This window comes from Enterococcus sp. AZ128, assembly GCF_051714485.1.
Lineage (GTDB): Bacteria > Bacillota > Bacilli > Lactobacillales > Enterococcaceae > Enterococcus_A.
This window is the reverse complement of sequence record NZ_JBIORZ010000002.1, coordinates 190,624-217,184: the sequence shown is the minus strand read 5'-3', so window position 1 is coordinate 217,184 and position 26,561 is coordinate 190,624. Positions and strand designations below refer to the sequence as shown.

Annotated in this window: 30 protein-coding genes; 26 read left to right on the top strand and 4 right to left on the bottom strand. The window is 40.3% G+C overall.

What is annotated here, in order from left to right; all coding sequences use genetic code 11:
* Nucleotides 1-11: 11 nt before the first annotated feature.
* Entirely contained in the window at nt 12-884 is an 873-nt protein-coding gene (locus tag IGI38_RS12905; protein WP_438731024.1) for a MurR/RpiR family transcriptional regulator, read from the bottom strand.
* Between the two features lie 227 nt (nt 885-1,111).
* Between IGI38_RS12905 and IGI38_RS12900 the strand changes: the two genes are divergently transcribed.
* The 15 genes from IGI38_RS12900 (at nt 1,112) to IGI38_RS12830 (ending at nt 15,706) form a co-directional block, all read left to right on the top strand.
* Nucleotides 1,112-3,532 carry a glycyl radical protein gene (locus IGI38_RS12900; RefSeq protein ID WP_438731022.1) on the top strand — a complete coding sequence of 807 codons (2,421 nt, stop codon included), beginning with the start codon at nt 1,112-1,114 and terminating at the stop codon, nt 3,530-3,532.
* A 6-nt stretch (nt 3,533-3,538) separates the two neighbouring features.
* A complete protein-coding gene (locus IGI38_RS12895; RefSeq protein WP_438731019.1) occupies nt 3,539-4,447 on the top strand; it encodes a glycyl-radical enzyme activating protein in 909 nt (302 codons plus the stop codon).
* Nucleotides 4,448-4,458: 11 nt separating this feature from the next.
* Nucleotides 4,459-5,187 carry a DeoR/GlpR family DNA-binding transcription regulator gene (locus tag IGI38_RS12890; protein ID WP_438731017.1) on the top strand — a complete coding sequence of 243 codons (729 nt, stop codon included), beginning with the start codon at nt 4,459-4,461 and terminating at the stop codon, nt 5,185-5,187.
* Between the two features lie 123 nt (nt 5,188-5,310).
* Nucleotides 5,311-6,018, top strand: coding sequence for an HAD family hydrolase (locus tag IGI38_RS12885; RefSeq protein ID WP_438731013.1), 708 nt, complete (start codon nt 5,311-5,313; stop codon nt 6,016-6,018).
* A gap of 220 nt (nt 6,019-6,238) precedes the next feature.
* On the top strand, nt 6,239-6,673 hold the full coding sequence (locus IGI38_RS12880) for a PTS sugar transporter subunit IIA (RefSeq protein ID WP_438731010.1): 435 nt from the start codon (nt 6,239-6,241) through the stop codon (nt 6,671-6,673).
* Nucleotides 6,674-6,713: 40 nt separating this feature from the next.
* Complete coding sequence (locus IGI38_RS12875; RefSeq protein WP_438731007.1) at nt 6,714-7,208, top strand: PTS system mannose/fructose/N-acetylgalactosamine-transporter subunit IIB; 495 nt, start codon at nt 6,714-6,716, stop codon at nt 7,206-7,208.
* Nucleotides 7,209-7,310: 102 nt separating this feature from the next.
* Nucleotides 7,311-8,153, top strand: coding sequence for a PTS mannose/fructose/sorbose/N-acetylgalactosamine transporter subunit IIC (locus IGI38_RS12870; protein WP_438731004.1), 843 nt, complete (start codon nt 7,311-7,313; stop codon nt 8,151-8,153).
* Nucleotide 8,154: 1 nt separating this feature from the next.
* Entirely contained in the window at nt 8,155-9,036 is an 882-nt protein-coding gene (locus tag IGI38_RS12865) for a PTS system mannose/fructose/sorbose family transporter subunit IID (RefSeq protein ID WP_438731001.1), read from the top strand.
* Between the two features lie 53 nt (nt 9,037-9,089).
* Entirely contained in the window at nt 9,090-9,581 is a 492-nt protein-coding gene (locus IGI38_RS12860; RefSeq protein WP_438730998.1) for a hypothetical protein, read from the top strand.
* 102 nt (nt 9,582-9,683) lie between these two features.
* A complete protein-coding gene (gene deoC, locus IGI38_RS12855) occupies nt 9,684-10,421 on the top strand; it encodes a deoxyribose-phosphate aldolase (RefSeq protein WP_438730995.1) in 738 nt (245 codons plus the stop codon).
* A gap of 119 nt (nt 10,422-10,540) precedes the next feature.
* Complete coding sequence (gene fsa, locus IGI38_RS12850) at nt 10,541-11,188, top strand: fructose-6-phosphate aldolase (RefSeq protein ID WP_438730992.1); 648 nt, start codon at nt 10,541-10,543, stop codon at nt 11,186-11,188.
* Between the two features lie 32 nt (nt 11,189-11,220).
* The gene (locus IGI38_RS12845) at nt 11,221-12,012 is read left to right on the top strand and encodes a triose-phosphate isomerase family protein (protein WP_438730989.1); all 792 of its coding nucleotides are present in this window, start codon (nt 11,221-11,223) and stop codon (nt 12,010-12,012) included.
* A 111-nt stretch (nt 12,013-12,123) separates the two neighbouring features.
* A complete protein-coding gene (tkt, locus tag IGI38_RS12840) occupies nt 12,124-14,118 on the top strand; it encodes a transketolase (RefSeq protein WP_438730986.1) in 1,995 nt (664 codons plus the stop codon).
* 15 nt (nt 14,119-14,133) lie between these two features.
* The gene (gene deoC, locus IGI38_RS12835) at nt 14,134-14,871 is read left to right on the top strand and encodes a deoxyribose-phosphate aldolase (protein ID WP_438730983.1); all 738 of its coding nucleotides are present in this window, start codon (nt 14,134-14,136) and stop codon (nt 14,869-14,871) included.
* Between the two features lie 85 nt (nt 14,872-14,956).
* Nucleotides 14,957-15,706 carry a YdcF family protein gene (locus IGI38_RS12830; protein WP_438730980.1) on the top strand — a complete coding sequence of 250 codons (750 nt, stop codon included), beginning with the start codon at nt 14,957-14,959 and terminating at the stop codon, nt 15,704-15,706.
* Between the two features lie 34 nt (nt 15,707-15,740).
* On the opposite strand, the gene IGI38_RS12825 is transcribed toward IGI38_RS12830, so the two are convergent.
* Complete coding sequence (locus IGI38_RS12825; protein WP_438730977.1) at nt 15,741-15,956, bottom strand: DUF3955 domain-containing protein; 216 nt, start codon at nt 15,954-15,956, stop codon at nt 15,741-15,743.
* 199 nt (nt 15,957-16,155) lie between these two features.
* Here IGI38_RS12825 and IGI38_RS12820 point away from each other — a divergent pair, with 199 nt between their 5' ends.
* On the top strand, nt 16,156-16,641 hold the full coding sequence (locus tag IGI38_RS12820; protein ID WP_438730974.1) for a hypothetical protein: 486 nt from the start codon (nt 16,156-16,158) through the stop codon (nt 16,639-16,641).
* A 21-nt stretch (nt 16,642-16,662) separates the two neighbouring features.
* On the opposite strand, the gene IGI38_RS12815 is transcribed toward IGI38_RS12820, so the two are convergent.
* Complete coding sequence (locus tag IGI38_RS12815) at nt 16,663-17,583, bottom strand: sugar-binding transcriptional regulator (protein ID WP_438730972.1); 921 nt, start codon at nt 17,581-17,583, stop codon at nt 16,663-16,665.
* Nucleotides 17,584-17,740: 157 nt separating this feature from the next.
* Between IGI38_RS12815 and IGI38_RS12810 the strand changes: the two genes are divergently transcribed.
* From IGI38_RS12810 to IGI38_RS12800, 3 genes are read left to right on the top strand one after another with little or no spacing between them, the layout of a single operon-like run.
* Nucleotides 17,741-18,577: a class II fructose-bisphosphate aldolase gene (locus tag IGI38_RS12810; RefSeq protein ID WP_438730969.1), complete on the top strand. Its 837-nt coding sequence runs from the start codon at nt 17,741-17,743 to the stop codon at nt 18,575-18,577.
* Nucleotides 18,578-18,592: 15 nt separating this feature from the next.
* Nucleotides 18,593-19,291 (top strand): triose-phosphate isomerase, encoded by a 699-nt coding sequence (locus tag IGI38_RS12805; protein ID WP_438730966.1) that lies wholly within the window; start codon nt 18,593-18,595, stop codon nt 19,289-19,291.
* Between the two features lies 1 nt (nt 19,292).
* Complete coding sequence (locus IGI38_RS12800) at nt 19,293-19,811, top strand: YjbQ family protein (RefSeq protein ID WP_438730963.1); 519 nt, start codon at nt 19,293-19,295, stop codon at nt 19,809-19,811.
* Between the two features lie 95 nt (nt 19,812-19,906).
* On the opposite strand, the gene ndk is transcribed toward IGI38_RS12800, so the two are convergent.
* Nucleotides 19,907-20,305: a nucleoside-diphosphate kinase gene (ndk, locus tag IGI38_RS12795; RefSeq protein WP_438733372.1), complete on the bottom strand. Its 399-nt coding sequence runs from the start codon at nt 20,303-20,305 to the stop codon at nt 19,907-19,909.
* Between the two features lie 543 nt (nt 20,306-20,848).
* On the opposite strand from ndk, the gene IGI38_RS12790 reads away from it, so the two are divergent.
* The 7 genes from IGI38_RS12790 to IGI38_RS12760 all read left to right on the top strand — a co-directional run bounded on the left by IGI38_RS12790 (nt 20,849) and on the right by IGI38_RS12760 (nt 26,535).
* Nucleotides 20,849-21,508, top strand: coding sequence for a hypothetical protein (locus IGI38_RS12790; protein WP_438730960.1), 660 nt, complete (start codon nt 20,849-20,851; stop codon nt 21,506-21,508).
* 327 nt (nt 21,509-21,835) lie between these two features.
* Nucleotides 21,836-23,080 carry an NAD(P)H-dependent oxidoreductase gene (locus IGI38_RS12785; RefSeq protein WP_438730957.1) on the top strand — a complete coding sequence of 415 codons (1,245 nt, stop codon included), beginning with the start codon at nt 21,836-21,838 and terminating at the stop codon, nt 23,078-23,080.
* A 73-nt stretch (nt 23,081-23,153) separates the two neighbouring features.
* The gene (locus IGI38_RS12780) at nt 23,154-23,543 is read left to right on the top strand and encodes a transcriptional regulator GutM (protein ID WP_438730954.1); all 390 of its coding nucleotides are present in this window, start codon (nt 23,154-23,156) and stop codon (nt 23,541-23,543) included.
* Between the two features lie 15 nt (nt 23,544-23,558).
* Nucleotides 23,559-24,092 carry a PTS glucitol/sorbitol transporter subunit IIC gene (gene srlA / locus IGI38_RS12775; RefSeq protein WP_438730951.1) on the top strand — a complete coding sequence of 178 codons (534 nt, stop codon included), beginning with the start codon at nt 23,559-23,561 and terminating at the stop codon, nt 24,090-24,092.
* Between the two features lie 42 nt (nt 24,093-24,134).
* Nucleotides 24,135-25,142, top strand: a complete 1,008-nt coding sequence (gene srlE / locus IGI38_RS12770; RefSeq protein WP_438730948.1) for a PTS glucitol/sorbitol transporter subunit IIB — start codon at nt 24,135-24,137, stop codon at nt 25,140-25,142.
* A 30-nt stretch (nt 25,143-25,172) separates the two neighbouring features.
* The gene (locus tag IGI38_RS12765) at nt 25,173-25,526 is read left to right on the top strand and encodes a PTS glucitol/sorbitol transporter subunit IIA (protein ID WP_438730945.1); all 354 of its coding nucleotides are present in this window, start codon (nt 25,173-25,175) and stop codon (nt 25,524-25,526) included.
* A 55-nt stretch (nt 25,527-25,581) separates the two neighbouring features.
* Nucleotides 25,582-26,535, top strand: a complete 954-nt coding sequence (locus tag IGI38_RS12760) for a sugar-binding transcriptional regulator (RefSeq protein ID WP_438730942.1) — start codon at nt 25,582-25,584, stop codon at nt 26,533-26,535.
* Nucleotides 26,536-26,561: the final 26 nt, after the last annotated feature.

Here is a 26,561-nt window from a genome sequence, read left to right as displayed (position 1 = left end):
CAGGCCTGTTTTTAATAATTCTTTCCTTTTACCAGCTCGTTAACTTTCTCCAAACGAGAGGTGAATTCCTCGTAGTTGCTTAGCAGTAAGCCCATGTACAGCATATCGACAAAGGCCAATAGACTGGTTCTAGAAACCATCGTTTCAGAATAGAAGGTGGTTTCGAAATCACCTGTCAGCAGTTCGACATCAGAAAATTCTGAGATCGCTGAGGCCTTATAGTTGGTCAAAGCAATCGTAGAAGCGCCGCTTTCTTTTGCTAATTTAAGCGAATCCACCGCATCAATCGTGCTACCTGAATGAGAGATAGCAACAGCCACGTCGTTTTCGTCTAAGGATAAGCAGCTTAGTTGTTCCAAATGATTATCAGCGAAATAGCGGGCATCCAAGCCGATTCGAATCAGCTTGCTGACAAAGTCCAAAGCAATACTGCTTGAAGTTCCCACACCAAAAACATCGATCCGATTGGCGTTCAACAATAAATCAACTGCTTTTTTAAAGGCTTCGCCATCAAAGATTTTTAAGCTGTCCTGTAGTCCTTTGATGGTGATATTAGTAATTTTTTCAGGCAAATCTTCAATCGTGTCTTCCGGAGAAATGTGCAGATCAAGTAAAACAGATTGATCCGGCTCGACGACTGTTTCTTTCCCCCAGTCCTTCATAATCAACATCTTTAATTCACTATATCCAGATAGTCCGATCGCTTTGGTAAAACGGACAACGGTAGGGTCGCTGACCTGGGCATTTTTAGCGGTTTCTGCTAATGAAAGACTGGTGATGTCGTGTCCCATTCTTAATACATAGTCAGCAACAAGTTTTTCAGATTTGCTAAGCTTAGAATATTGGCGTTTGATTAATTCTATGCATGAAATATCTTCGTTCATGAACAAGGCTCCTTTAATCGTTTGTAGTAATACTACGATAACATTTTTTTACTACATTGCCAATAAATCAGAAAGAAATCTCTAAATCAGCCATTTGGAATGTTTTGGAATATTTTTATATTGAAATAGATTTATTTGGAATTATATCGGAAAAGAGTTGAAATGTTTTGAAAAACATAGTACTATAAAGGTGAATAAGAGATCGGGATCGTTAGGAGTGGTATCTTATGAAAACTTATTTGGAATTTGTTGAAACGGATGGGCAAGTGAATTTAGCACGAATCGATCGGCTCTATGAAAAAATGAAGACACGTAAGGCGAATATTTGCAGCGAGCGTGCCGTGCTCTTTACAGAGTCATTTAAAGAGACTGAAGATGAAGATTTTGTTTTGAGAAAAGCTAAAGCGTTTGCCCACGTATTAGAGCATATGTCTATTTACATTGAAGAGGATAGTTTGATTTTCGGGAATCAAGCCAGTCGAAATTTTGCGGCCCCGATTTTTCCGGAGTATTCTTACAAATGGGTGATTGATGAACTGGATGAATTCGATCAACGTACAGGCGATATCTTCTATATTACTGAAGAAATAAAAGATGATTTACGAAGCATTCAAGACTATTGGTTGCTTGGGAATACGCATCAGGATGAGGATCAACGCAATACACCAAAAGAAATCGTATTGTCCGAAAAACAAGGCGCGCTTCACCGCGGCGGTATTTCAATGTCTGGCGATGGTCATATCGTTCCCGATCATGAAGTGATCTTGAAAAAAGGATTCAGAGGATTGATTAATGAGGCCGAAGAGCAATTGCAAGGTGAGCTGGACGAGGAAGCAAAAGTTTTCTACCAAGCAGTTATTGTTTCCTTAGAAGGAGCACTGACTTTTATCAAACGCTATAGTAAATTGGCTTATGAAATGGCTGATAAAGAATCCAATGCAAAAAGAAGGCAAGAACTACGTCGGATGGGTGAAATGGCGGCAACTTTATTAGAAGGACCGGTTGAACATTTCTATGAAGCTGTTGAGGCAACCTATCTTGTTCATATTTTACAAATGATCGAAAGTAATGGACATTCTTTCTGCTATGGACGCTTTGATCAATATATGTATCTGCTTTATAAAGAGGATATTGAAGCTGGTGTAATGACAAAAGAACAGGCATTAGAGATGATTACCCATATGTTTTTAATGAACAGCAGCAATAACAAGATTCGACCATATGGACATACAAAATTTTCCCAAGGCTATCCTTTGTATTCGAATTTGATGATCGGAGGAAGAACACCTGAAGGAAAAGACGGCAGCAACGAGCTATCTTATCTTTGTATTGAGGCGATGAATCTGACATCGATGGCGGAGCCGAATTTTTCAATGCGCTATAACGAGGATACGCCTGACGATCTGCTGCGATTAGCCAGCAAGTTGATTCGGACAGGCTGTGGAATGCCTTCTATGTTTAATGATGATGTGGCGGTAAAAGGTCTGGTTGATCTGGGTATTCCAGAATACGACGCGTTGGATTATTGTGCGATTGGTTGTGTAGAGACGGGGGTGCCGGGTAAATATGGGCATCGCGCGACAGGAATGACCTATGTCAATTGGGGGAAATTATTAGAGCTGGTTCTGAATAACGGTTTTGATCCGGATTCTGGTATCCAATTATTATCGATCAATGGCACGAAAGAGCCAAAAATCGAGTATGCCGACTATAATGAAATGTGGGCGGCTTGGGAGAAGGTCTTGAAGTATTACTCGGATCTAGCGGTTGAGTGCGATGCTATCTGTGATCGCTCATTGGAAAAGTATGACGCTTCACCGTTTGCGAGTGCCTTTATCGATAACTGTATGACAGTAGGAAAAACACTGAAAAATGGCGGATGTAAATATGATGTCATTTCGCAATCCAATATTGGTCCTAGCGTTGTTGGGAATTCTTTTGCCGTCATCAAAAAACTAGTCTTTGATGAACAAATTCTGACTTTTGATGAACTGATGGAAGCTGTAGCGAATAATTGGCAAGGGGCAAAAGGACAGCAGATTCGAAGATTAGTTCTCGATCAGCCAAAATTTGGCAATGATGATGACTATGTTGATTATATTGTAAAAGATGTTTTTGATTCCTATTTAGAATTGCTGTCGTCTTACAAAACCGAACGTACAGGAAAAGGACCTGAAGTCAGCTGTTATACGATGTCCACTAGCAATATTACATCGTATGTTCCGAATGGATTGGATGTTGGGGCGACCCCGGATGGGCGAGAAGCTAGAAGTCCGTTGAATGAAGGGTGTTCACCGACACAAGGAACTGATAAACAAGGACCGACAGCAGTAATAAATTCTGTTGCAAAGCTGCCAAATGATAAGGTTGCGGCTGGACAGTTATTGAATATGCGTTTTTCTCCTGGCGCATTAGCTGGTGATGAGAACCTAATGAAATTTATGAGCTTCCTACAAGCCAGCCAAATCAAAGGGATCTACCACAATCAATTTAATATTATTGATGTGGACACCTTGAGAGATGCAATAAAACATCCTGAGAATTATTCCGATTTGATCGTTCGTGTTGCCGGTTATTGTGCGCAGTTCGTTTCACTGATGCCAGAAGCGCAAGAGGCGATCATCGCACGAACAGAAAACTCTTGGTAAAAAATAATGGTAAAAGAAGCGATGATCTCAACCATTCAAAAATATTCAACAAAAGATGGACCGGGAATTCGCTCCACAGTTTTCTTTGTTGGTTGCAATTTACGGTGTAAGTGGTGCTCGAATCCTGAGTTGATCAAGTTTGGCTATAAGTACATGATTTTTGAAGAACGTTGTACAAAGTGTGGACTCTGTGAGACAAAAGCTCCGGCTGGTGCGGTTGATTTTTCTGGCGAAAGGATAAGGATTGATCGGGAAAAATTAAATAATATCAGTGAAATTTCAGCGCTTTGTCCAGCCAATGTTTTTGAGTTAGTCGGAAGAAAAGTAACAGTTGATGATCTGTTTGCAGAATTGATGAGAGATAAAGTTTTTTATGATACTTCTGGCGGTGGTGTGACTTTTTCTGGCGGAGATCCGATGCTTTTCGGCGGTTTTTTGAAAGAATTAGCGGCTAAATTAAAAGCTGAAAATGTTCAAGTTGCGATAGATACGGCTGGGAATTATATGCCAAATCGATTGAAAGAGGTAGTGGAGTATGCGGATATCTTTCTTTATGATATCAAAGCTTTCGATGAGACTATCCATCGTGAGTGTACCGGGGTAGAGAATAAATTGATTTTGAATAACGCGAAAACATTGGTAGAATTGGGGAAAGAATTGATTGTACGAATGGTGATCGTTCCAGGTCAAAACGATCAGTTGGAAGACATGATCGCGCGAATCGATTTTATCGCCAGTCTAGGGCCAAAGGTAACGCGGCTAGATATTTTACGCTACCATGAGTTGGGTGTAGGGAAATATCAACGCTTGGGAATGGTTTATCCATTAAATCCCTCAATGAAATGCGATGAAACAGCGATTCGGACAATCTACAACTATGCCCTTGAAAAAGGAATAAATGCAACCATCGAGTAGGAGAGAGAAACATGCTTAAAGTAGAAAGAGAAGCGTATATTTTAGAGTCTTTAAAAGAAAAATCGGTCTTAAAAATAAATGAGATAGCCCGAGAACTGGCTACCTCGCCGTCGACGATCAGAAGAGATTTCGACAATCTATATGAAATGGGGAAAGTCGAACGCGTACATGGTGGAATTTCTGCTTTAAGTGATGATTTGCAAATTGATTTACCGGAGGGAGAACTGATAAAACGGAAGCTTTGTGAACTTGTAGCGAAAGAAATCCCGGACAATAGCTGTATTTTTGTCGATGGTGGAACAACCTTTCGTTATCTACTGCCGTTTTTAAATGATAAGCATATCCGGATAGTAACTAATAATGAATTGATTGCTGGGACTGAAAAGAATGGCCTCGCGGAGATTATTTTGCTTGGTGGAAATTATGATGATCGGTTTTATGTTACAACGGGTCTAATTACCTTAAATACGCTAGATCAGTTTAATTTTGATGTCTCACTGATTGGCTGCGAGGGGTATTCACCTGAAGAAGATAGTCTTTTCGCTGCGGATGTAAACATTGCTGCACCTAAACAAAAAGCGATGGCTCGTTCTACTAAAAACTATTTGATCATGACGGATAAAAAGACGAAAATTCGAGGATTTTATCGTTTTGCGGCATTGCGGGAGTTTTCCCACGTTTTTGTGGATGATGATAGGACAATGAAGGAATTGCATCCTCATGTGAAGGGCTTCAACTGATTGGTTGAATGACAATGATTTTAAAATTGGTATAGTTTCTATTGTAGTTGGCATGGAAAATAAATTAGGATCGTTTTATGTTTTTTTGTGGTGCGTGAAAATAATGATAAGGAGTTGGTTTTTATGATTATGTCTGTTATTTTTGATATTGATGATACGCTTTTAGATAACTATTCTGCATTCGTTGAAGCGGTAGAAGATGTTTATCATGAACGAACATTGTCAGCAGAAACGTTAAGTCATCTGTATACTTGCTTCCGCCAAAATAGTGAGAAAGTCTATCAGCAGTTTCATGCAGATGTGATGAAGGACCCTGCGAAAAAGTTCGAGCGGTGGCAGATCGTTCCGCAACAACTAGGGATAGAAAACGAACGGGGACAGCTTCATATGTTAGATGCTCTTTATCATGAATATCAATCAAAATTACGTTTATCTGATACGTTTATTGAGCTCTTTGCTGAGCTGAAGAAAAATCAGATCCATCTGGCTGTTTTGTCTAATGGCCTGCAAAAAAAGCAGGGAAAAAAGATTGCCCAGCTTGACCTTCCTAAGTATATCGATAAGAATCATCTATTTGTTTCTGAGGTTTTAGGTGAGTCAAAACCCAATCTTAGCTGCTATAATAAGGTGAAACAATTGCTTCCTAAACCTATCGAACGGATTTTCTATCTAGGTGATAGTTATGTTAATGATGTTTTAGGATCTCGAAGTGCGGGTTGGACACCAATCTGGCTGAATCGTTTTAACGAGCGTTCCACTGTAGAAGGGATTTTGGAAGTAAAGACGGCGGAAGAGGCGGCAGCTCAAATAAAGAGAGTAGCGATCCAATAAGGTCAGATTTGAAAACCTCTGATTTTGCTTTTATGGAAGGTATAAATAAGTATTAGTTCTTGGAATGGCGTTAGTTTTTAAACTATTCGCTGTTTTTTTAAAAATGAATATATAGTATAACTACAAAAATATATTTACAATGTATTTGTAATACTATACAATAGTGAAAACGCTTCACAAAAATATTTCACATTAAAAAAACAAGGAGGTATAGTCGAGTATGAAGTATGTAGTAATTGTAAGTCATGGACAATTCGCACAGGGGGTTCACAGTGTGCTAGACATGATGGTTGGTGGTGATCGAGGAGATATTTTGAGTGTCAGTATGACAAGTGAGATGTGTGCTGCTACGTTCACTGAAGCATTTGAAAAGACGATCGAAGGAATCAAGGAAGAGGATGAGGTCATTTTATTAGGCGACATCCAAGGCGGATCACCATTGACTAATGCAATGAATAGTATCTGTAACAAAGGATTGCTTGAGAGAACGATCATCTTTTCAGGAGTGAATGTTCCCTTCGCTATGAACGCTGTCTTACAAAAGGATATGATAGTTGATCGACAAACATTGGTTGACACATTAATCACTGATTCAAAGGATTTAATTAATTATCTAGATCCAATTTGCGAGGAAGAGGCAGAAGAAGCAATCTAAAAAAACTTAACACAAAAAACAGCTATTAGGAGGAGAAAAAATGGCAATTTCATTTATTAGAATTGATGATCGTATGATTCACGGACAGACTTGTATCGGCTGGTCGAAGCATTATCCTTGTGAAGGAATCGTGTTAGTAAATGATCATGCAGCTAAAACACCGATATTGAAGAAAGCTTTGATGAATGCGAGCGGAAAGAAAACATTTGTATGGACTTATGAAGAGTGGAAAGCTAAATGTGGGAAGGTTGTTGATAGTAAAACGAAATACTTTTTGATCACCAAAGATCCTATTACGATGAAGAATATTTTAGTAGATGACGGCTTTGATCCTGATGGTCTGAGAGACATCGTTATCGGTCCTTGCAACGAGCGGCCAGCTTCCACCAATATTGGACCAAATCAATGTATTTTGAAGGAAGAAGCCGCGGCGATCGAAGAGCTAAGTAAAAAAGGATATACTGTGGAGTTCGCGTTGATTAAAGAGGAATCTGTAGGGACTTGGGAAAAATATCGCGGGAAATTTGGTTATTAAGGACCAATTGTGAAAGAGCAATTTTTTTGCACTTCTTTGTAGTTTTGTTACATTTATCAATCGTTCAAGTAGTTTGGGAGAAGTCTATTTAGGAGGATTCATATGCAAATATCAATTATTCAGGCGGCGCTGTTAGGGATCTGCGCGTGTTTGTCAAGTATGCCAGGGATGGGCGGTACGACTATTGGAAATTATACTTTAGGTCGTCCGTTAGTTGGCGGATTATTATGTGGTTTGATTTTAGGAGATTTGACATTAGGGGTAACGGTTGGGGCAGCGATACAAGTTGTTTATATCGCGTTGATCACACCGGGTGGAGCCGTAGCGGCAGATACACGAGCGATCAGTTATATTGGAATTCCATTAGCAATGGTGGCTATTCACTCGGCTGGAGTTGATCCACAATCAGCGCAAGCAACACAAATGGCAACGGCTTTAGGAGCTGCAGTAGGAACTTTGGGAACTGTACTTTATTACGGAACATGTACGATTAATTTAGTTTGGCAGCATATGGGTCTAAAAGCGATCGATGAGATGAAATTTAACAAGCTGTACATGATCGACATGGGATTGCCTTGGTTATCTCATGCCGTGACTAGTTTTATCCCTTGTTTCTTGATGACGTTAATGGGAAAAACAATGGTTGATACGATCATTACGTATTTGCCGATGGATGGTCTTGCGATGAAAACACTGTTCACTGTCGGAAGTATGCTGCCGGCAGTAGGGGTAGCATTGCTGTTGAAACAAGTCGTTGAAAGAACGACAGATCTATTGACGTTCTTCTTCGGCTTTACCTTGGCGGCTGTGATGGGAGTCAATCTTGTGGGGGCGACGATCATTGGCGGATTTTTCGCAATTATCAATTACCGAATCAAAATGGTAGCAATTCAAAAACCTGTCGCAGCAAATAATGTTGATTTTGACGATGAGGAGGACATTTAATATGGAAGCAGTTGAAATGGAAAAAGATTTAGTGCCAGCTGAAGAAGTCAAAGAAAAAAAGCTTTCTAAGAAGGCATTGAATAAATCGTTCTGGCTTTGGTTTTATGGGCATCAGGTGTGTTTTTCTTTAGAATTGATGCAAACGTTAGGCTATACGCTGTCAATGTATCCTTTAATTGATGAACTTTATTCGACACCAGAAGAAAAAAGAGATGCTTTGAAGACATACTCCACGTTCTTCAATACAGAACCCCAACTAGGAACAGTGATCGTCGGTGTCACAGCAGGTTTAGAAGAGGCTCGAGCAAATGGTGATGAGAATATCGACGATGAAATGATCGCCGGAATGAAGGCTGGTTTAATGGGACCGATTGCTGGTATCGGCGATTCACTAGTAGTAGGAACATTGATTCCGATTTTATTAGGTATCGGTTTAGGACTGTCGACAGGCGGTTCAGCTCTCGGTCCGATCTTCTATATCGTATCTTGGTTATTGATTGCTATCTTAGGTCAACGGTTTATCTATTTTAAAGGCTATGAACTAGGAACAAAAGCAGTTGAATTTATCGTCGGAGAACGTGCAGCGGCAATCAAGGAATCGATTTTGCTGGTTGGTACGATTGTTATTGGCGCTGTAGCAGCATCGTGGATCAATATCACGACTGCATTGTCAATGAGCAACAGTAAAGGGGAAGAGATCATCAACTTGCAAGAAACATTAGATGGTATTTTTCCTAAAATGCTAACGGCCGCAGTAGTGATTATTTGCTGGTGGTTGATGTCTAAGAAAAAAATGGGACCAACAAAGGTGATGTTGCTTTTAGTCGTTGTTTCTTTCATTGGTGTATTATTGGGCGTCTTTGATCCAGGATTGAAGTATTAAAAAAGGTAACGAATGAATAGTCAGCTTTGCTATTTTGAAGGAGAGGGATTCAATTGATTATCACGGAAATAAAAAAAGAACATGACGATCAGAGTCTGGATCAATTAGCAGAGCTGATGATGCATTTGTATGGAATTAGTCTGATGGGGGCCTGCGGTCTTCTTGAAAAAGCTTTGGATGAGTGTCAATTGACAGTCGGTATTTTTGATCGTGGAAGAATGCTAGGAGTGGTCTTTGGGAAAAAGATCAATCAAGCAGATTGGCTTGTTTCACCATTATTCATCTCCACGAATCTCTGTGCGGTGGAGAAAGCAGGGAATCGTTTATTGCGATTTATTGAGAATGAAATCAATTATCGTGATGGCGCAAACATCCATCTACTGCTTGAAGCCGCGCTGTTCTTCGATGTGATTGGTCTTAGGTCTTTTTCTAAACGTCCAAGAAGAATAGCGACATTGCCAAAAAGCTTCTATTTGAATTCTTCTTATTGCTGTACCTGCAGTCTTTCTCCGCTATCAGAAGTACTTTTAAAAAAGATCGTGTAGTACGCTTTAAATCGAAATGTAGTAAATATACATAAATGTATTGAAAAAGTAGTTAGGCTACTATATAATGAAATCAAGAAATAGAGAAGGGAAGTAAAGTAGATGAAACCAAATAAAAAGGCAAGCGAAATGACAGTAGAAGAGTTAGGCAGCTATATCGATCAATCTGTATTGAAACCAGAATTCACGGAAACGGAAATTCGTCAATATATTCAAGAGGGAATCGATTATCATTGCAAGACGGTTTGTATCAATCCTTCTTCATTGGATATCGCGGCAGAATTAGTGAAGGGAACGAAAACAGAGATTTGCGTGGTTTGTGATTTTCCTTTTGGGACTAGTACGACTGAATCAAAAGTTGCGCAAGCTGAGTTGTATTGCAAACGCGGAGACGTGGCGGAATTAGATATCGTAGCAAATTATGGCTGGATTCGCAGCGGCAAATGGGAAGCGGTAACGGCAGATCTTAAGGCAGTTGTAGAGGCGTGTCATAAATATGGGACGATCGTAAAAGTTATCTTCGAAACAGACGCTTTGAGTGTGGATGAAGTCAAGAAAGCAAGTGAATGTGCCATTTTAGCAGGAGCAGATTTCTTAAAGACCAGTACAGGTTTCTTAACAGGTTTTGAGGCTCACGGAGCAACGCCAGAAATCATTCAAGTTATGATGGATGTGGCAAATGGCAGAGCAAAGGTAAAAGGCAGCGGATGTATTCGTGATCAAAAGCATTTCTTCCAATTGGTCGACATGGGGATCGATCGGATGGGCGTTGGCTACAAATCGACACCAGTTGTTTTGGGGCTAGATAAAGCTGATAAAAATTCGAAAGAAATTTATTAATAGGATGACAGTTCTTCTTCGTATTTAAAATGTGCTAGTGGATTGATATACGGATGAGAATCAAACCTATTTTTATTTGAAAAAAATACCTTAAAACGAAATAGGAGGAAAGTAAAAAAATGAAATTTTTCTTAGATACCGCAAATGTGGAAGAAATCAAACGAATCAACAAGTTGGGTTTAGTGGATGGAGTAACCACGAATCCTACAATCATCGCTCGTGAAGGCAGAGATTTTGAAGAGGTCATCAAAGAAATTTGTGCCACGGTTGATGGACCAGTCAGTGCCGAAGTAATTAGTTTGGACGCTGAGGGCATGATCAACGAGGCGAAGGATATCGCACAATGGGCGGACAATATTGTAGTAAAAATACCAATGACTGAAGCAGGTTTGGAAGCTGTTTACGCGTTGTCAAAATTAGGCATCAAAACCAATGTCACATTGATTTTTACAGCGGCTCAAGGGTTGATGGCGGCAAAAGCTGGAGCGACCTACATCAGTCCATTCTTAGGAAGATTGGATGATATTGGAACCGACAGCTTGGCCTTGATTAAAAAATTACGGACGATCCTTGATACGTATGGGTTAAAATCTGAAATTATTTCAGCTAGCGTCCGAGGCTTGGAACACGTGGAAAAAGTGGCGGTCGCAGGATCAGATATCGCGACTATTCCTGGAACATTATTCCCTAAATTGTGGAGTCATCCATTAACAGATGCGGGAATCGCAGCCTTTATGAAGGATTGGGAAGCATTTAAAAAAGCATAAAAAGGGAACACTATTAACTGGAGGTGCGAAAAATGAGTAAACGTAAACCAGTCGTTGTAATGAGTTGGGCAATGAGACGAAATCGCGAAGTCGAAGCAGTTGATTTTGCAAAACAACTAGTCGAACTTTTAGGAAATGAAAACAGCATCGAAAAAATTCTACTGCCTTCGATGGGAATGATCTATCCAGTATCCAAAGTTTTGCAGGATGCAGACATTCACTTAGGTGCTCAAAACATCAGCGCTTATGCGAATGGCGCACAAACTGGAGAGTATTCAATTGAATCGTTAATTGATGTGAAAGGTGATTATGTTGAGCTGGGACATTGGGAAAGAAGACAATATTTTAATGAAACAGATGCAGTGATTAATCAAAAGCTACGTTTGACCTTTGAAAAAGGGTTGAAGCCTATCCTGTGTATAGGAGAAATCAATCACACAGATGATTTTGCTGAAGTCGAATCTTTCTTATATTTACAATTATTCAATGATCTTTATGAAGTAAAAAAAGAAGATGTGGAACAATTAGTGATCGCGTATACACCCATTTGGGCAGTGAATAAAAGTAAAGCTGCTAGTGCTCCGCATATTCATCAAGTCTGCGGCATCATTCGCAAGGTCTTGGCAAAACTTTTCGATGTGTCCGTTGCTGAAAAGATTCGAATCATTTATGGTGGGGCTGTTAGTCCAGAAAATGCCACATTGATCGTGCGCAACAAAGATGTTGACGGTGTGTTTGTCGGACGCTTTGGCAGTAATCCAGTCAGGTATGCGGAAGTCGTGAAGGAAGTACAGAAAAATAGTGATAAGGAAAGCAGCTTTTGATTACTAGGGATTTCAGTTCCTCTTTTCGCAATCTTGTAGCTGAATAAATAAAAAGCATAGTAATTTTTCTGAAGGAAAAATTCATTCATTATATAAACAAGGAGAGAAGACATGTTCGATAATACTGATCAATTAGGCGTAAATACGATCCGGACATTAAGTATTGACGCAATCCAAAAAGCCAATTCAGGGCATCCGGGCTTACCAATGGGTGCGGCACCGATGGCTTATGCACTTTGGACGAAACATTTGAAAGTCAATCCAAAAACTGCGAAGAATTGGGTAGACAGAGATCGTTTTGTTCTATCTGCTGGCCATGGGTCAACAATGTTGTATAGCTTATTGCATTTATCGGGCTATCAAGTTTCGATCGATGACCTTAAAAATTTTCGTCAATGGAAAAGCAACACACCGGGACATCCAGAAGTCAATGATACGGATGGTGTAGAAGCTACTTCTGGTCCTCTCGGACAAGGAATTTCTATGGCGGTTGGCATGGCGATGGCCGAGGCTCATCTAGCAGCAACCTATAACCGTGACGGATTCAAGATCATGGATCATTATACCTATGCCTTATGCGGGGATGGTGATTTTATGGAGGGGGTTTCTCAAGAAGCCAGCTCCATGGCTGGTCACTTAAAACTTGGCAAGCTGATCGTTTTATATGATTCGAACGATATCTCGTTGGATGGTCCGACAGCCAAAGCATTTACTGAAAATGTTGGAGCACGCTATGAAGCTTATGGCTGGCAGCATCTTTTAGTCGAAGATGGAAATGATCTGGAAGCGATCAATAACGCCATTGCTGAAGCAAAGAAAGAAGCTGAAAAGCCCACATTGATCGAAGTCAAAACGATCATTGGGTATGGGGCTCCCAAAGAAGGAACGTCCGCTGTTCATGGGGCCCCGATCGGAGCTGAAGGAATCGCTACAGCGAAACAAGCGTACGGCTGGGATTATCCAGCGTTTACCGTTCCTGAAGAAGTTGCTAAACGCTTCGAGGAAACGATCCAAGATAAAGGTGAACAGCAAGAAGCTGAATGGAATCGACTGTTTGAAAGCTATCAAGCGGAATATCCTGAGTTGGCGTCCCGATTCAAAGAGGCATTTGCTGGCAATCTACCAAAAAATTGGTCTGACGTATTGCCAGTTTATGAAGAAGGAACAAGTCAAGCCAGTCGTGTATCCAGTAAAGAAGCGATTCAAGCAATCGCAAAGGCGGTTCCAACTTTATGGGGCGGCTCCGCTGACTTATCAGGCTCAAATAATACGACGATTATTGAAGAGTCAGAGTTTCAACCAGGTTACTATCAGGGCCGTAATATCTGGTTTGGTGTAAGAGAGTTTGCGATGGCAGCGGCGATGAACGGGATTCATTTACATGGCGGCACACGCGTTTACGGAGGAACCTTCTTCGTATTCACGGATTATCTGCGACCAGCGATTCGGATGGCGGCGTTGCAAAACTTGCCAGTAATCTATGTGTTGACCCATGATTCGATTGCGGTTGGGGAGGATGGACCGACTCATGAACCAATCGAACAGTTAGCTAGTGTCCGTTGTATGCCGAACGTACAAGTGATTCGACCAGCAGATGGCAACGAAACTTCTGCCGCTTGGAAACTCGCTTTAGAAACGGCGAACAAGCCAACCATTCTAGTATTAAGTCGGCAAAACTTGCCGGTTCTGCCAAATAGTAAAAAACTTGCTGAAACGGGCGTTGCTCGTGGAGGCTATGTTCTTTCCAAGGCAGAAACGGACCAACCTGATGGCATATTAATCGCCACAGGATCAGAAGTGAATCTGGCGATCGAGGCTCAGAAAACGCTAAAAGAACGGGGCAAAGAAGTAACGGTCGTCTCACTGCCAAGTTTCGACTTGTTTGACGCGCAAGATGAACTATACAAAGAATCTGTTTTACCAAAAGCGTTAACGAAACGTTTGGCGATCGAAGCGGCGTCTTCATTTGGCTGGGCGAAATATATCGGCGATAAGGGAACGATATTAACGATTGATACGTTTGGCGCTTCAGCACCGGGAGATACGTTAATGAAAGAATTTGGCTACACCGTTGACAACGTAGTAAATATATTTAATCAATTATAAAAGGAGCGTTTTTAAATGAAACCAACAAAAAAAGCAAGTGAAATGACTGTCGAAGAATTAGGAAGCTATATCGATCAATCTGTTTTAAAACCAGAGTTTACAGAAGCAGAGATTCGTCAATATATCCAAGAAGGGATCGACTATCATTGTAAAACGGTTTGTATTAACCCATCTTCATTGGATATCGCGGCTGAGCTAGTAAAGGGAACGAAAACAGAGATTTGTGTTGTCTGCGACTTCCCGTTTGGAACAAGTACGACAGAATCTAAAGTTGCCCAAGCTGAATTATATTGCAAATGCGGAGATGTCGCTGAGTTAGATATCGTAGCAAATTATGGCTGGATCCGCAGTGGTAAATGGGATGATGTAACAGCAGATATTAAAGCGGTTGTTGATATTTGCCATACTTATGGAACAGCAGTTAAGGTGATTTTTGAAACGGACGCATTAACAGTAGATGAAGTTAAAAAAGCCAGCGAATGTGCGATCCAAGCGGGAGCGGACTTCTTGAAAACCAGCACAGGTTTCTTAACAGGTTTCGAAGGAAACGGTGCAACCCCTGAAATCATCCAAGTGATGATGGATGTAGCCGATGGCAGAGCAAAAGTTAAAGGAAGCGGAGCGATCCGTACGCAAGAACATTTCTTCCAATTGATTGATATGGGGATTGATCGGATGGGTGTAGGCTACAAATCAACGCCTGTAGTTTTAGGTTTAAACGAAGCAGATAAAAATTCGAAAGAACTGTATTAATTTGAATACATTAAAATAAGTGTAGTGAGGAACGAAGCGATGAGTGATTGCTGTCGTTCCTTTTTTTCAAAATGGAGGAGTAAAAATGATAGAACAGCTCAATCGGTTGATTCGCTATTTGGCAGAATCAGATATAACTGAACAGGCGCTTTTAAAGGATCGTTTTGATTTGATTATTCTTGCTGGCAACAGTCTGCCAATTTTAGCGCACTACTGTTCACAATTAATGGATCAACAGGTTTCGTCAAAACTATTGATTTCTGGCGGGTACGGTCATGGAACCAAACGGTTGATAGAGAATATCAAACAAGCATCCATTCTTGAAATAGAGGAGTATCAAGATTCAGAAAGTGAAGCAAAACTGCTAAAACGATTAGTAGATAAACACCGTCAGTCTAAACTAGGGGAAATAGTGCTCGAAGAAAAATCAAGGAATACTGGCGAAAACGCAGAATTCTCATTTAAAAAAGTGACTGAATCCAAAGTGAAAGCCAGTAAAATTCTGCTTCTGCAAGACCCTATCTTATTGAAGAGAACGAAATTAACATTCCAGCAGTGGTTCACTAAAGACGATCATGAACTCTATTCCTTTTCGCCATTTATACCACGTTTAGCTGAGCTGAACGATCCAGTTAGGTTCGAAGACAGTAATTTCAATGGTTTTTGGGAAAGGGACTATTTTGTTTCGTTAGTTTTAGGAGAAATAAGACGACTTCACAATACTGCGGACGGGTATGGACCAAACGGGTTGGGATTTCTTCCGCATGTAGATCTGCCAGAGAAAATTTTAGCGGATTACCATCATTTGACGAGATGTTTGAGGAGTTTTCGGTAAAAATTCGAACTAAAAAAAGCAACCATGCGGCTGCTTAAACAGAATATTTCTTCAGAATTCTCCGCTTAACAAAACTATACACGGCAGTTAGAAAAGCGATAGCTAGAGCGATGTATCCTAATGGTATACAAAAAAACGCTGGTTCAATCAGCATACCATTCGCATCAATGTACGACCCAACCAGCGCTGAGATCGAAAATAAAAGAATACTTAAAGCCAGAAAGAGAATAGGAATCCCATATTTTTTCATGACAGTTACTCCTTAACTTTTTTTCATAGTATATAGAAAAGAATTTAAGAAAAGGTAAGTGTGACAAAGATGTAAGATGTCTACGAAATTAAACAGATTAGTCTTCAGAAATAACTGTTGAACTAGAAAAAATTGATGTGCCGATTAAGCCGGCAGATGATATAATAATCTGAAATTTGTGGAATAGAGGATACAGTACATGACGGATACATTTAGACAACTTCAATTGAGTGAACTGGATGATTGCCTTCAGCTCATCAAGGACAGAATCAACTGGATGGATGAGGTTGGCTTGGAGCAATGGAATACAACAAATTATCTAGAAGTATATCCCCGTGTTTATTTTGAAGATCTTATTCGGGCGGGTAAATTCTATTCATTGAAATCCTCGGAGAGCAGATTGTTAGCGATCGCCGCTTTACTGACAGAGGATGAGCGCTGGGAAAAGTTTTCTGACGAACCGGCTTATTATGTCCACCATCTTACGACGTCATTAAGTACGGGCGGTGCTGGGAAAATAATGCTGAGCTGTATTGAAAATAAGGCGCGACAGGAGGGGCTGAAGGTACGCCTAGATTGTGCCAAAAACAATGCCGTTCTTAACACGTATTATGAAGAGCTAGGTTACCGGCATGTCGGCAGTTGTGTTGATGGACTGTATGTTGGTAATCTCAGGGAAAAATAATAAACCAAAGAAATCGCTGAACTAAAGCAGTTCAGCGATTTCTTCGTCAATGATTAAATCAGTGATAAAGTTCATCTTCAACAGGGTTTGAACACTCTCTGCCTTTTCTTTTCCGGTTGCGGCGATGGCGACGCGAGGGATTTTCTTGATGTCTTTTAGTTCGATTCCTAGAAGACGTTGAGAGAATCCTTTTTTTAATGGAGTGCCGTCTGCGGTGAAGATGGTGCTGCCAATATCGCCGATAGCTTTTTCTTTCGTGAGTAATTCGGCTTCTTCATTCGTGATATATTTTAGTTTCTTGTAGGTGGAAGAACGTATCGGGTCACTCACGCCCAACAACGCGAAATCAACTTTTTTTCCCTCATCGATAATTTCCTTAATTAATTCTGTTTGGAGCAGGGTTTCTTTTACCGCCAACGTATCTGCGATAGCTGGTGCGTAAAAGTAGGAGACATCACACTGATATTTCTCGGACAAGACAAAGGCCAAATGGTTGGAATGGAAACGGACTTCAGAAAGGCCGATCCCGCCGATCAATGGTGTGATCTTCAAATGCTTTAAGTTTAAAAGTTTTGCATGCTCGACGTATTCAAAAAGTGTTGATCCCCAGCCTATCCCCAAGTGTTTGATATCTTTGAGTAGTGGTTCGATCAGTTCTGCGCATAGATCTCCTGCGGCAGCTTTCATATTTTTTTGTGTTTTTGCGGCGATTTTGACGTTCTCTAACCCATATTTTTCTATTAGGTTTTCTTGAAGTTTCAATAAGCGCAATTGATTGTGTTGAATAGTGATCTTGACTATCCCTTTTTCTTTGGCCTCATGCAGCAGAGAAGCTACGGTTGGTCGAGAGATATTCAGTTTTTTTGCGATCTCGCTTTGAGTGGCTTCCTCCTCATAGTACAGCAGTGCTGTCTTCAGCATTAAATCCTCTCTATCCAGCATTTTTCAGTCCTCCTTAGAATGATCGTGTCATATGTTCCGAGTCAAATTTTTTTATACCAAATGATATGTCTTGATTCCGTTGACTTTTCAATTTAATCATACTACAATTTTTACAAAAGTAAACGCTTATTTACAAATGTAAAGGAAGAGGATTCTTTTGTTAGTTAATTCGAAAGAAATGCTGTTAAAAGCGAGAAAAGAAAACTATGCGGTACCTGCAACAAACTTTATTGATCTAGATTCTGCTCGGACATTCGTCACTGTGGCAGAGAAGCTGAATAAGCCATTGATGCTACCATTTGCCCAAGCGCATAAGGACTTGATTTCTCTAGAGGAAGCGGCATTAATCGGGAAATACTTGGCCGAAAAAGTGTCGGTTCCAGTGGTGCTGCATTTAGACCATGGAGAAGACTTTGCTTTCATTAAACGAGCGATCGATCTAGGCTTTACTTCGGTAATGATCGATGCGTCTAAGGAAAGTTTGGAGAATAATATCAAACTGACGAAGGAAGTCGTTCAATATGCCCATCAAAAGGACGTTACGGTAGAGGCGGAATTAGGACATGTCGGTGCGGGGACGAATTATGAAAATCATGAAACCACCGATTCGATCTACACAGAGGTACAAGATGTAGAAACCTTCATCGATCATACGAGCGTCGATTCTCTCGCAATTTCGATTGGAACCGCTCACGGAGCATACAAGGGAACGCCGGTATTGAATTTTGACCGTTTGGCGGAGATTCGTGAGATGACGGAAGTGCCGCTAGTATTGCACGGAGGCTCATCATCGGGAAATGCGAATCTGAATCGTTGTGCGACTAGCGGGATTGCAAAGATTAATATTTTTACCGATTTTTTAAATGCTGCTTACAAAAATAATCTGGATGGACAGCCAAAGGACTACTTAGAAATGAAGCGTTTGTCTAACGAAGCGATGGCGGAAACATTGGAAAGCTGCTATAAGATTTTTGCTACAGAAAGTGTAAGATAGAAAAGGAGAGAGACCATGTCTGAAAAAATCAAAACACCGTTTTTCGTCTTTAATCCCAAATCTTATTTATATGGTGAAGAACTTGTGACACTTGCAAAGCGGGCAGATGAAATGGCGATAAAGTACCCAGAGTGTTCTGTATTGGTAACAGTTCCTTACGCGGATATCGCCGCAGTCAAGAATGCGACAAAAAATATTATTGTAACCGCTCAACATATGGACGGCATCAAACCCGGTCGCGGGATCGGGCATGTTTTGCCTGAATCGATCTATCACGCAGGAGCTCGCGCAGTCTTTTTAAATCATGCAGAGCGGCCATTAACTGTTTCTGCTTTGGCTCAATCGATCAAACGCGCCAAAGAATTAGGCATACAAACAATTGTGTGCGCGGATTCAATCACCGAAGCAAAAGCAGTAGCGGTCATGGGGGCCGATGCTATTTTATGTGAGCCGACAGAATTGATTGGCACAGGACAAACCAGCGATGCCAGTTATATCCAACAAACGAATCAAGCAATCAAGGAAGTTGATGAAGGGATTTTGGTCATGCAGGCGGCAGGAATCAGTTCAGCGGCGGATGTTTATCGGACGATTGAATTAGGGGCGGACGGTACAGGCTGTACGAGCGGCATCACGAATGCTGATTCGCCGGCCGACATGTTAACGGATATGATCGAAGCATTAGTCAAAGCATATAAGGAAAGAGGGGAATAGCATGAATGTAAAACATGAGCAGCTGTCCCTAGATACCCAAGCAGGGAAAGTGACCTATTTAGATATTACGCTTCAATTAAGAAAAGCCATCAAAAACTCCGGTGTTCAAGATGGGGTATGCGCGATTACGACGCCTCATACGACATGCTCGATTATTTTTGAAGAATATGTCCATGATAAGGATTGGAAGGGTGATGAGTTTTTACAGGTTGATCAAAACCGTATATTGGATAAATTAGTGCCTAGACAGTATACCGAATCAGATTATTTGTATCCTGGACCCGCGCATGTCGAATTCTTGAAGGATCTAGCTGCGAAAGATCCGAACTATTTACCCGATCCAGTGTCGATTCTGAATGCAGATGCTCACATCAAAGGGTCGTTGTTTGGTGCCAGTGAAACGGTAATCATTAAAGACGGCGAACCATTGATCGGATCAGTCGGTTATCTGTATTTCATCGATTGGGATCAAAATCGCGAGCGTACTCGGACCTGCAATCTGATGATTATGGGACAATAATCGATAAGTAGTGGAGGTGTGACAAAAATCTTGTCATACCTCTTTTTTTGGGATAGAAACAGCTTCTTAGTATCTCTTGAAGCTGATCACTTCAGTCAATCAAAAAAACGTTTGATCTCTATACGAGCAGAGTTAACAGAATCAGAAGCATGAATCACATTTTCAGTCATACTTACCGCAAAATCTCCCCGAATCGTTCCTGGAGCCGCGGTTGCGGCGTTGGTTTCACCGATCATTTTTCGAGTGATTTGAACCACTTGCTTACTTTCCAACATAAGGATCACGACTGGCCCAGAAGTCATGTAATCGATGATATCCTGGAAAAAATCCTTTTCCTTTAAGTGCTCGTAATGCGCCTTCACCACGTTTTCATTTAGCGTCGTTTGATACAATTTTTTGATTTTTAGACCGCGGTCTTCAAAACGCTGGATGATTCGTCCGACTAGTTTTCTTTTTACAGCATCTGGTTTGATAATCACTAATGTTTGCTCCATCATTATTCACCTCATAAATAGATTATTCGAAAAAAGCTTTAGACACAATCATTTGAATTTTAGCTAGTAGTGACTATTTATTAATTCAAGTATAATATACCTAAAACTTGTGAAGTTGTAAACTATATTCTGGAAAAATAAAATCATTTTTTACTAGTGAAGAGCAATGGGTTTTGCTGGATATAAAAAAAGAGAGGTCAAAAAGGCTATGAAACTCTGGATTATCAATAGGGGTTAAGAGTCGTTTATCTGGAATTTCACTGAATTTAAAGCGTTTATTTTGTGCTGCTTACAAAATTAGGGAAATAAAAAACCTAGGGAATAAAATCTTTTTTATTTAGTATTTAGAGTATGAAGGTATAAGAATTTAGAAAGTAGACTTGTTCAAAAAATCACAATTTAACTTGACGCATCTTTTTTTCTATGGAATAATACTGAATTAAATCATACGGGAAATCAAAAATAGTTCTGTAGCAGTCTATTTTTTTAAGGTTATTTGTGATTTTTTTCACTAAAAATAAAATTGAAGGTGAGTGGAGAAATATGGAAAAAAGGAGTTTGCAGATACCATTTTATTGCGTGAATACAAAGGTTCTTTGGAAGGACGAGGAAGCGATCAAGAATGCGTTGTTAGTGGATAAGAAGATTGCTGAACTAGGCTTAGATGCGATATTCACATCAAGTGCAGAAGACGTGGTATCTGTCAAAAAAGTTACCAGCAAAATACGAATAGGCATTGTGTATGACCCTGTTTTTCTAGAGAAGTTGGAAATGATTAGGAGGGAAGGTGCAGAGGTTCTCATTTTTGATGAGATCGAAGCATGTGATAATAGTGATACCATTTTGCAGCGGATTAAAGAACTCGGTTTCTTGATATTAGTAAGGACACGAAATCCGCTTGATATTCCGAAAAGTGTCTTAGAAATGGTAGATATTATCAAGTGGACATTTTTGGAAGAGATACCGTTTGACAATCATGAGGATGAAAAGAAGCAGCTTGAACAGTTCAAGGCTAAAAATCAAGATATTGCTATTATTTACGGTGCGAATACGATTTCTTCTAATATTGTCTTAAATAGTCTCATCATGGGTGTGGACGGTGTAGGAGAGGAAGACTGCGGACGAAATACGTATGAAAAAAGGAAAGAAATGCTGCAGGTGGTGAATGATTATAAGAATGTTCAGGTCTTTCTAAACTCTTAAAAATCTAACGCATAGCATTTTTCTTTTTTCGAATTAAAAGGGAATATAAAAATAGGAATCTATAGGCAAGTCTCATTAGGAGCGCCTATAGATTTTTTTGCGTAAAAAAGGTTATCACATTTTCCACACGAATTATCAAACGTTATTTTAATTCGTGAAAATGGAAAGAAAGCGTATGCCACGACTGGGATTTAAAAAATATCATAATTTCCAAAATAAAAAAAGTTTGAGGAAAGCGTTGACAAAAGAGTTCGCGGTGATATACTAACGGTGTATTACATATGCCAACAGCATTGGCATATGACAATAAAACTTGGAGGGTTTCACATGACGTTATTTAGTAAGCTGTTGGACAGAGAAAAAAATGGTGCTCCAATTAAGGTTGGGGTAATTGGTGCAGGTCAAATGGGATTTGGAATGATCTCTCAGATCTCTACAATTCCGGGGATGATCGTAGCTGGAATCAGCGATATTAATTTAGATGCTGCGAATCGTGCTGCGGATGCCTACAATGCAAGCGCAGACAAAAAGGTCGATATTCTGATCAGTCAAAATTTTAAAGATATTATTCATTCTGACAAAGTAGAAATCATTGTAGATGCGACAGGTGTTCCTGAAGCGGGCGCGCAAATTTCATTAGAGTCTTTAATGGCTAAAAAACACTTAGTTCTATTAAACGTTGAAATTGATATTACCATTGGCCCTCTAATGAAAAAAATGTATGATGCAACGGATTTGATCTACACGGGTTCAGATGGTGACGAACCTGCTGCTACGATGCAAATGTATGAATTTGCTAAAAGCATGGGAATGGAAGTACTGGTTGCTGGTAAAGGCAAGAACAACAAATTGATGGTGCATGCTAATCCAGATACTGCCGCTGAAAAAGCGAAAGCACAAGTCATGAGTCCGAAAATTTTGGCTTCATTCCAAGATGGAACGAAAACAATGGGTGAAATGAACTTGCTGTCGAATGCGATGGGTTTTGTTCCTGATGTAGTCGGAATGCATGGGATATCAGCTGATTTAGATGGCACGGTTGAAAAATTGGACTTAAAAGAAAATGGCGGAATTTTAAGCAAGTTTGGTGTCGTTGAATATGTGGATGGTATCGCGCCAGGAATCTTCTGTATCGTTAAAGGACAAAACGAAGGTGTTGCCCATGAAATGAACTATTTGATGAAGAAAGGTGACCGCGATCATCATATCTTATATCGTCCTTTCCACTTATGTTCATTAGAAACACCAATCACGATTGCACGTGCAGTCTTAGAACAAGATACAGCGATCGTTCCGATGGGTGCCCCGGTGTCAGAAACAGTCTGTGTCGCTAAAAAAGATATCAAAGCAGGCGAGAAAATCGATGGTATCGGCGGTTTCTGTGTCCGTGGTGTCCTAGAAACCCATGAAGATATGAAGAGTAATGCCAATATTCCAATTGGATTGATTGCCGGCGCAGTTGCTAAAAAGGACATCATGGATGGCGCATTTTTAACAATGGATGACGTTGAATTGGATGAATCGACCACAGTATACAAATTACGTAAATTGCAAGACGAAACATTTGCTTAAAAAACTAGTAGAGAAAAGGTTGCAGATAGAGTGAACACTCTATCTGCGGCTGATCTAGAAAAGAGGACACTGTATGCAGCTTCTACTGATTGTTCTTTGTATCTTGATGGTGACTCAAAGTGTCACAAGTATTATGCAGGTGAAGTATTATCAGAAATTTATCCGAAAAATTACGGAAGAGTTTGATCAGTCGTCGAATTATGAGTTATATACCGACGTGTCAAAAGGATCATTGTTTAAGACGATTGTTGCTGTCGTGATCGATACCGAAGGAAGAATCATTCACTGTTATGCCTGCAAAGGACTGACAATCTTTGCTCGTTTCAAAAAAGAAGAAGTCTATCACGGATCAACGTTAACGGAGATTCATCAAAAGAAATTAACGAAGAATCGTACCAACCAGATAGAGAGTGTATTAAGCAAGGTCTATTTAAGGAAATTGGAAGCGATTACTACTATTTAGGAGGAGTTATTAATTATGAAGTATATCGAATGGTTTGGTAAAAACTTTATTGGATTATTTGAAGCCGGCGGGGAGCAGTTTACCAGCTTTATGACAGGGATTGTTCCGCTGTTGATTGTTCTGCTGACTTTTACGTATTCTGTTATTGCATTTATCGGGGAAGAACGTGTTGATAAAGCGATCCGCTATTGTTCGAAATATATGATTTTACGTTATTCAGTAATGCCAATCTTATCAGTGATGATGCTGACGAATCCAATGGCCTACACCTTTGGGAAATTCGTTAAGGAAGAAGAAAAACCAGCTTTTTATGATTCAGTCGTGTCATTCTTACACCCGGTTACTGGATTATTTCCTTACGCAAATGCAGGTGAATTATTCGTCTATTTAGGTATCGCAAACGGTGTTATGAAGGCCGGCTACAGTCAATCTAGTTTAGCTGTCCGCTATTTCTTAGTAGGTGTGGTGGTTATCTTGATGCGTGGGATCGTAACAGAAAAACTGACGAAATTCTTGATCGCTAAGGAAGCCAAAGGGGCCAAAGCGTAAATCAAGAGGAAAAGAATAGTTCTAAACATAGGAGGCAAATAAATGTATAAATCAGTTTTTGTAGAACCTGGAAATGGCGGCTGGGGAGTCGGCTTAACACTAACACCGACAGAAAAACGCAATAAGGTAGTATCGGTGACAGGCGGAGGAATCCATCCTGTTGCCCAGCAAATAGCAGACTTGACGGGAGCGGAAGCCTGGGATGGCTTTAAAAATCAAGTTCCAGAAGATGAAATGCTTTGTGCGGTAATCGACTGCGGCGGAACGGCTCGAATCGGAGTGTATCCAATGAAGCGTATTCCAACGGTAGATATTTTGCCGTCATCACCATCAGGACCTTTAGCAAAACATATTACCGAAGATATTTTTGTATCAGGTGTCAAACCAGCAAACATTAAACTTAGCGATGCGGCTCCAGCAACTGAGCCGCAACCAACTGCGGCGGCAGCTGAAGAGCCTGAAGAAAAGTTTGAAGAAAAATATGCGAAGGCTAAAGAAGCGCATGCGCAAGAAAATGCTAAAAAAGACAGCTTCTTAGTGAAATTTTCGCGAGGTATCGGCGGCGTAATGGGCGTTTTCTACCAATCAGGCCGTGATGCAGTAGATATGTTGTTGAAGAATATTATTCCTTTTATGGCCTTTATCAGTATGATGATCGGGATCATTAATTATACGGGTATCGGGGATTTAATCGCCAAAGTTTTATCACCATTGGCTGGTTCGTTACCAGGGATGATCGTGTTGGCGTTAATCTGCAGTATTCCGATTTTATCACCAATCTTAGGTCCGGGCGCAGTTATTTCCCAAGTAATCGGTGTCTTGATCGGTACCCAGATTGCTAATGGTTCGATTCCTGTACAATATGCATTGCCGGCATTATTTGCGATCAATGCACATGTGGGCTGTGACTTTATTCCTGTGGGACTTTCGCTTGGTGAAGCTAGTCCGGAAACGGTTCAAGTCGGCGTACCTGCAATTCTTTATAGTCGTGTATTGACCGGATTTACTGCGGTAATTTTAGCCTATTTTGCAAGTTTTGGGATGTACTAAAAAGTTTAAAATGGAATGGAGATAAACGAAATGGTAAAAACGAAAATTACAGAGATCGGTTCAATGGTTCCAGCATTTGAAGAAGAACGATTAATGATTCTTTTTGGGCCAAAGGCAACACCTGAATTACGCGATATTTCCGTAATTCATGAAGTACAAGAGCAGCCAAACCAATCAATTTTAGTCGGCGGAAAACTAAAAGTCGGAAATAAAGTGTATACTATAGAAGAAGTTGGCTCTCAGGCAAATCCAAATTTTGACGAGTTGGGACATGTTTCGATTTATTTCCGCAACGAAATAGGCGAAATTTTACCTGGAGCAATCATTGTAAGTCCGGGAGAGTTTCCAGCTTTTGAGGTTGGGGATGAAATAGAATTTGTTTAGTCCAAAACCCTCCCTTTAGTACAAGGGAGGGCTTTTTTGATTAGGAGGAAAAAGGATGGTTAATCAAGATGATCGTGACCTAGTAAGGGTGGCGACGATGTATTACAAGGAGGATATGAAGCAATCTGATATTGCGAAACAATTAGGCTTTTCTAGACAACTGGTTTCGAAGTATTTAATCGATGCGCGAAATAGCGGGATCGTTGATATTAATATCAATAGTTCGAGCGCCTATTCTGTTCAGCTGGAAATAAAGCTGCAGAAGGCTTTTGGATTGAAGCGTGCGGCCGTATTAGATACCAGCTATTTGAAAGATCAAGAGGTAGAAAAATTGATCATTCAAACAGCGATTTCAGCATTTAGAAAAGATGTCGCAAAAGCGAAAAAAATCGGTGTTTCTTGGGGAAAAGTTCTTCGCCAATTGGCAGATGAGTATCCTTATGTTAATCAGCCTGATTCAACAATCATTCCGCTAATCGGCGGGATGGGCTCCGATCAAGTTGAGGTCCATTCCAATCAAATTGCCCATGATTTATCGAGGAAAATGCGGGCAAAGTGTAAATATCTCTATGTACCAGCGCTTGTTGACAGCAAGCAGACAAAGAAAAATCTGGTTGAAAACGTAACGGTTAAGGATGTTTTGGAGGATGGCAAGGCTGTCGACTTTGCTTTTGTCGGGATTGCGACGCCTTTTTCCAAAAGTAATACCATGACTGAGATCGGCTACATTGATGAAAACGATATAGCGGATTTGGAAAAAGCCAAAGTTATCGGAGATGTTAATTCTCGCTTCTTTGATGAAGACGGCAATGAAACACCCTGCAGAATAAACGAGAATGTTATTGGAATCAATTTAACAGATATAAGAAAAATTGAACGCGTCTGTGCGATTTGTTTCGAGGAAGAGAAAAAGGACGTGCTCTATACCGCGATCGAATCGAAAATCATTAACTGTATCGCACTCACTGATTCTTTGGCAGAATATTTGCTGTCAAAAAAATCTGTATAGAGTTTTTTTAGAGATCGTTAAGGAAA

Bases quoted from the DNA above. Each gene is read 5' to 3' on its own strand.
- IGI38_RS12815 (WP_438730972.1), bottom strand. From the start codon at position 17,583: ATGCTGGATAGAGAGGATTTAATGCTGAAGACAGCACTGCTGTACTAT.
- ndk (WP_438733372.1), bottom strand. From the start codon at position 20,305: ATGGAGCAAACATTAGTGATTATCAAACCAGATGCTGTAAAAAGAAAA.
- IGI38_RS12800 (WP_438730963.1), top strand. From the start codon at position 19,293: ATGAATGTAAAACATGAGCAGCTGTCCCTAGATACCCAAGCAGGGAAA.
- IGI38_RS12905 (WP_438731024.1), bottom strand. From the start codon at position 884: ATGAACGAAGATATTTCATGCATAGAATTAATCAAACGCCAATATTCT.
- IGI38_RS12900 (WP_438731022.1), top strand. From the start codon at position 1,112: ATGAAAACTTATTTGGAATTTGTTGAAACGGATGGGCAAGTGAATTTA.
- IGI38_RS12805 (WP_438730966.1), top strand. From the start codon at position 18,593: ATGTCTGAAAAAATCAAAACACCGTTTTTCGTCTTTAATCCCAAATCT.
- IGI38_RS12880 (WP_438731010.1), top strand. From the start codon at position 6,239: ATGAAGTATGTAGTAATTGTAAGTCATGGACAATTCGCACAGGGGGTT.
- IGI38_RS12890 (WP_438731017.1), top strand. From the start codon at position 4,459: ATGCTTAAAGTAGAAAGAGAAGCGTATATTTTAGAGTCTTTAAAAGAA.
- IGI38_RS12760 (WP_438730942.1), top strand. From the start codon at position 25,582: ATGGTTAATCAAGATGATCGTGACCTAGTAAGGGTGGCGACGATGTAT.
- tkt (WP_438730986.1), top strand. From the start codon at position 12,124: ATGTTCGATAATACTGATCAATTAGGCGTAAATACGATCCGGACATTA.
- deoC (WP_438730983.1), top strand. From the start codon at position 14,134: ATGAAACCAACAAAAAAAGCAAGTGAAATGACTGTCGAAGAATTAGGA.
- IGI38_RS12785 (WP_438730957.1), top strand. From the start codon at position 21,836: ATGACGTTATTTAGTAAGCTGTTGGACAGAGAAAAAAATGGTGCTCCA.
- IGI38_RS12885 (WP_438731013.1), top strand. From the start codon at position 5,311: ATGATTATGTCTGTTATTTTTGATATTGATGATACGCTTTTAGATAAC.
- IGI38_RS12830 (WP_438730980.1), top strand. From the start codon at position 14,957: ATGATAGAACAGCTCAATCGGTTGATTCGCTATTTGGCAGAATCAGAT.
- IGI38_RS12870 (WP_438731004.1), top strand. From the start codon at position 7,311: ATGCAAATATCAATTATTCAGGCGGCGCTGTTAGGGATCTGCGCGTGT.
- srlA (WP_438730951.1), top strand. From the start codon at position 23,559: ATGAAGTATATCGAATGGTTTGGTAAAAACTTTATTGGATTATTTGAA.
- IGI38_RS12820 (WP_438730974.1), top strand. From the start codon at position 16,156: ATGACGGATACATTTAGACAACTTCAATTGAGTGAACTGGATGATTGC.
- IGI38_RS12765 (WP_438730945.1), top strand. From the start codon at position 25,173: ATGGTAAAAACGAAAATTACAGAGATCGGTTCAATGGTTCCAGCATTT.
- IGI38_RS12875 (WP_438731007.1), top strand. From the start codon at position 6,714: ATGGCAATTTCATTTATTAGAATTGATGATCGTATGATTCACGGACAG.
- IGI38_RS12865 (WP_438731001.1), top strand. From the start codon at position 8,155: ATGGAAGCAGTTGAAATGGAAAAAGATTTAGTGCCAGCTGAAGAAGTC.
- deoC (WP_438730995.1), top strand. From the start codon at position 9,684: ATGAAACCAAATAAAAAGGCAAGCGAAATGACAGTAGAAGAGTTAGGC.
- IGI38_RS12790 (WP_438730960.1), top strand. From the start codon at position 20,849: ATGGAAAAAAGGAGTTTGCAGATACCATTTTATTGCGTGAATACAAAG.
- srlE (WP_438730948.1), top strand. From the start codon at position 24,135: ATGTATAAATCAGTTTTTGTAGAACCTGGAAATGGCGGCTGGGGAGTC.
- fsa (WP_438730992.1), top strand. From the start codon at position 10,541: ATGAAATTTTTCTTAGATACCGCAAATGTGGAAGAAATCAAACGAATC.
- IGI38_RS12845 (WP_438730989.1), top strand. From the start codon at position 11,221: ATGAGTAAACGTAAACCAGTCGTTGTAATGAGTTGGGCAATGAGACGA.
- IGI38_RS12825 (WP_438730977.1), bottom strand. From the start codon at position 15,956: ATGAAAAAATATGGGATTCCTATTCTCTTTCTGGCTTTAAGTATTCTT.
- IGI38_RS12895 (WP_438731019.1), top strand. From the start codon at position 3,539: ATGGTAAAAGAAGCGATGATCTCAACCATTCAAAAATATTCAACAAAA.
- IGI38_RS12780 (WP_438730954.1), top strand. From the start codon at position 23,154: ATGCAGCTTCTACTGATTGTTCTTTGTATCTTGATGGTGACTCAAAGT.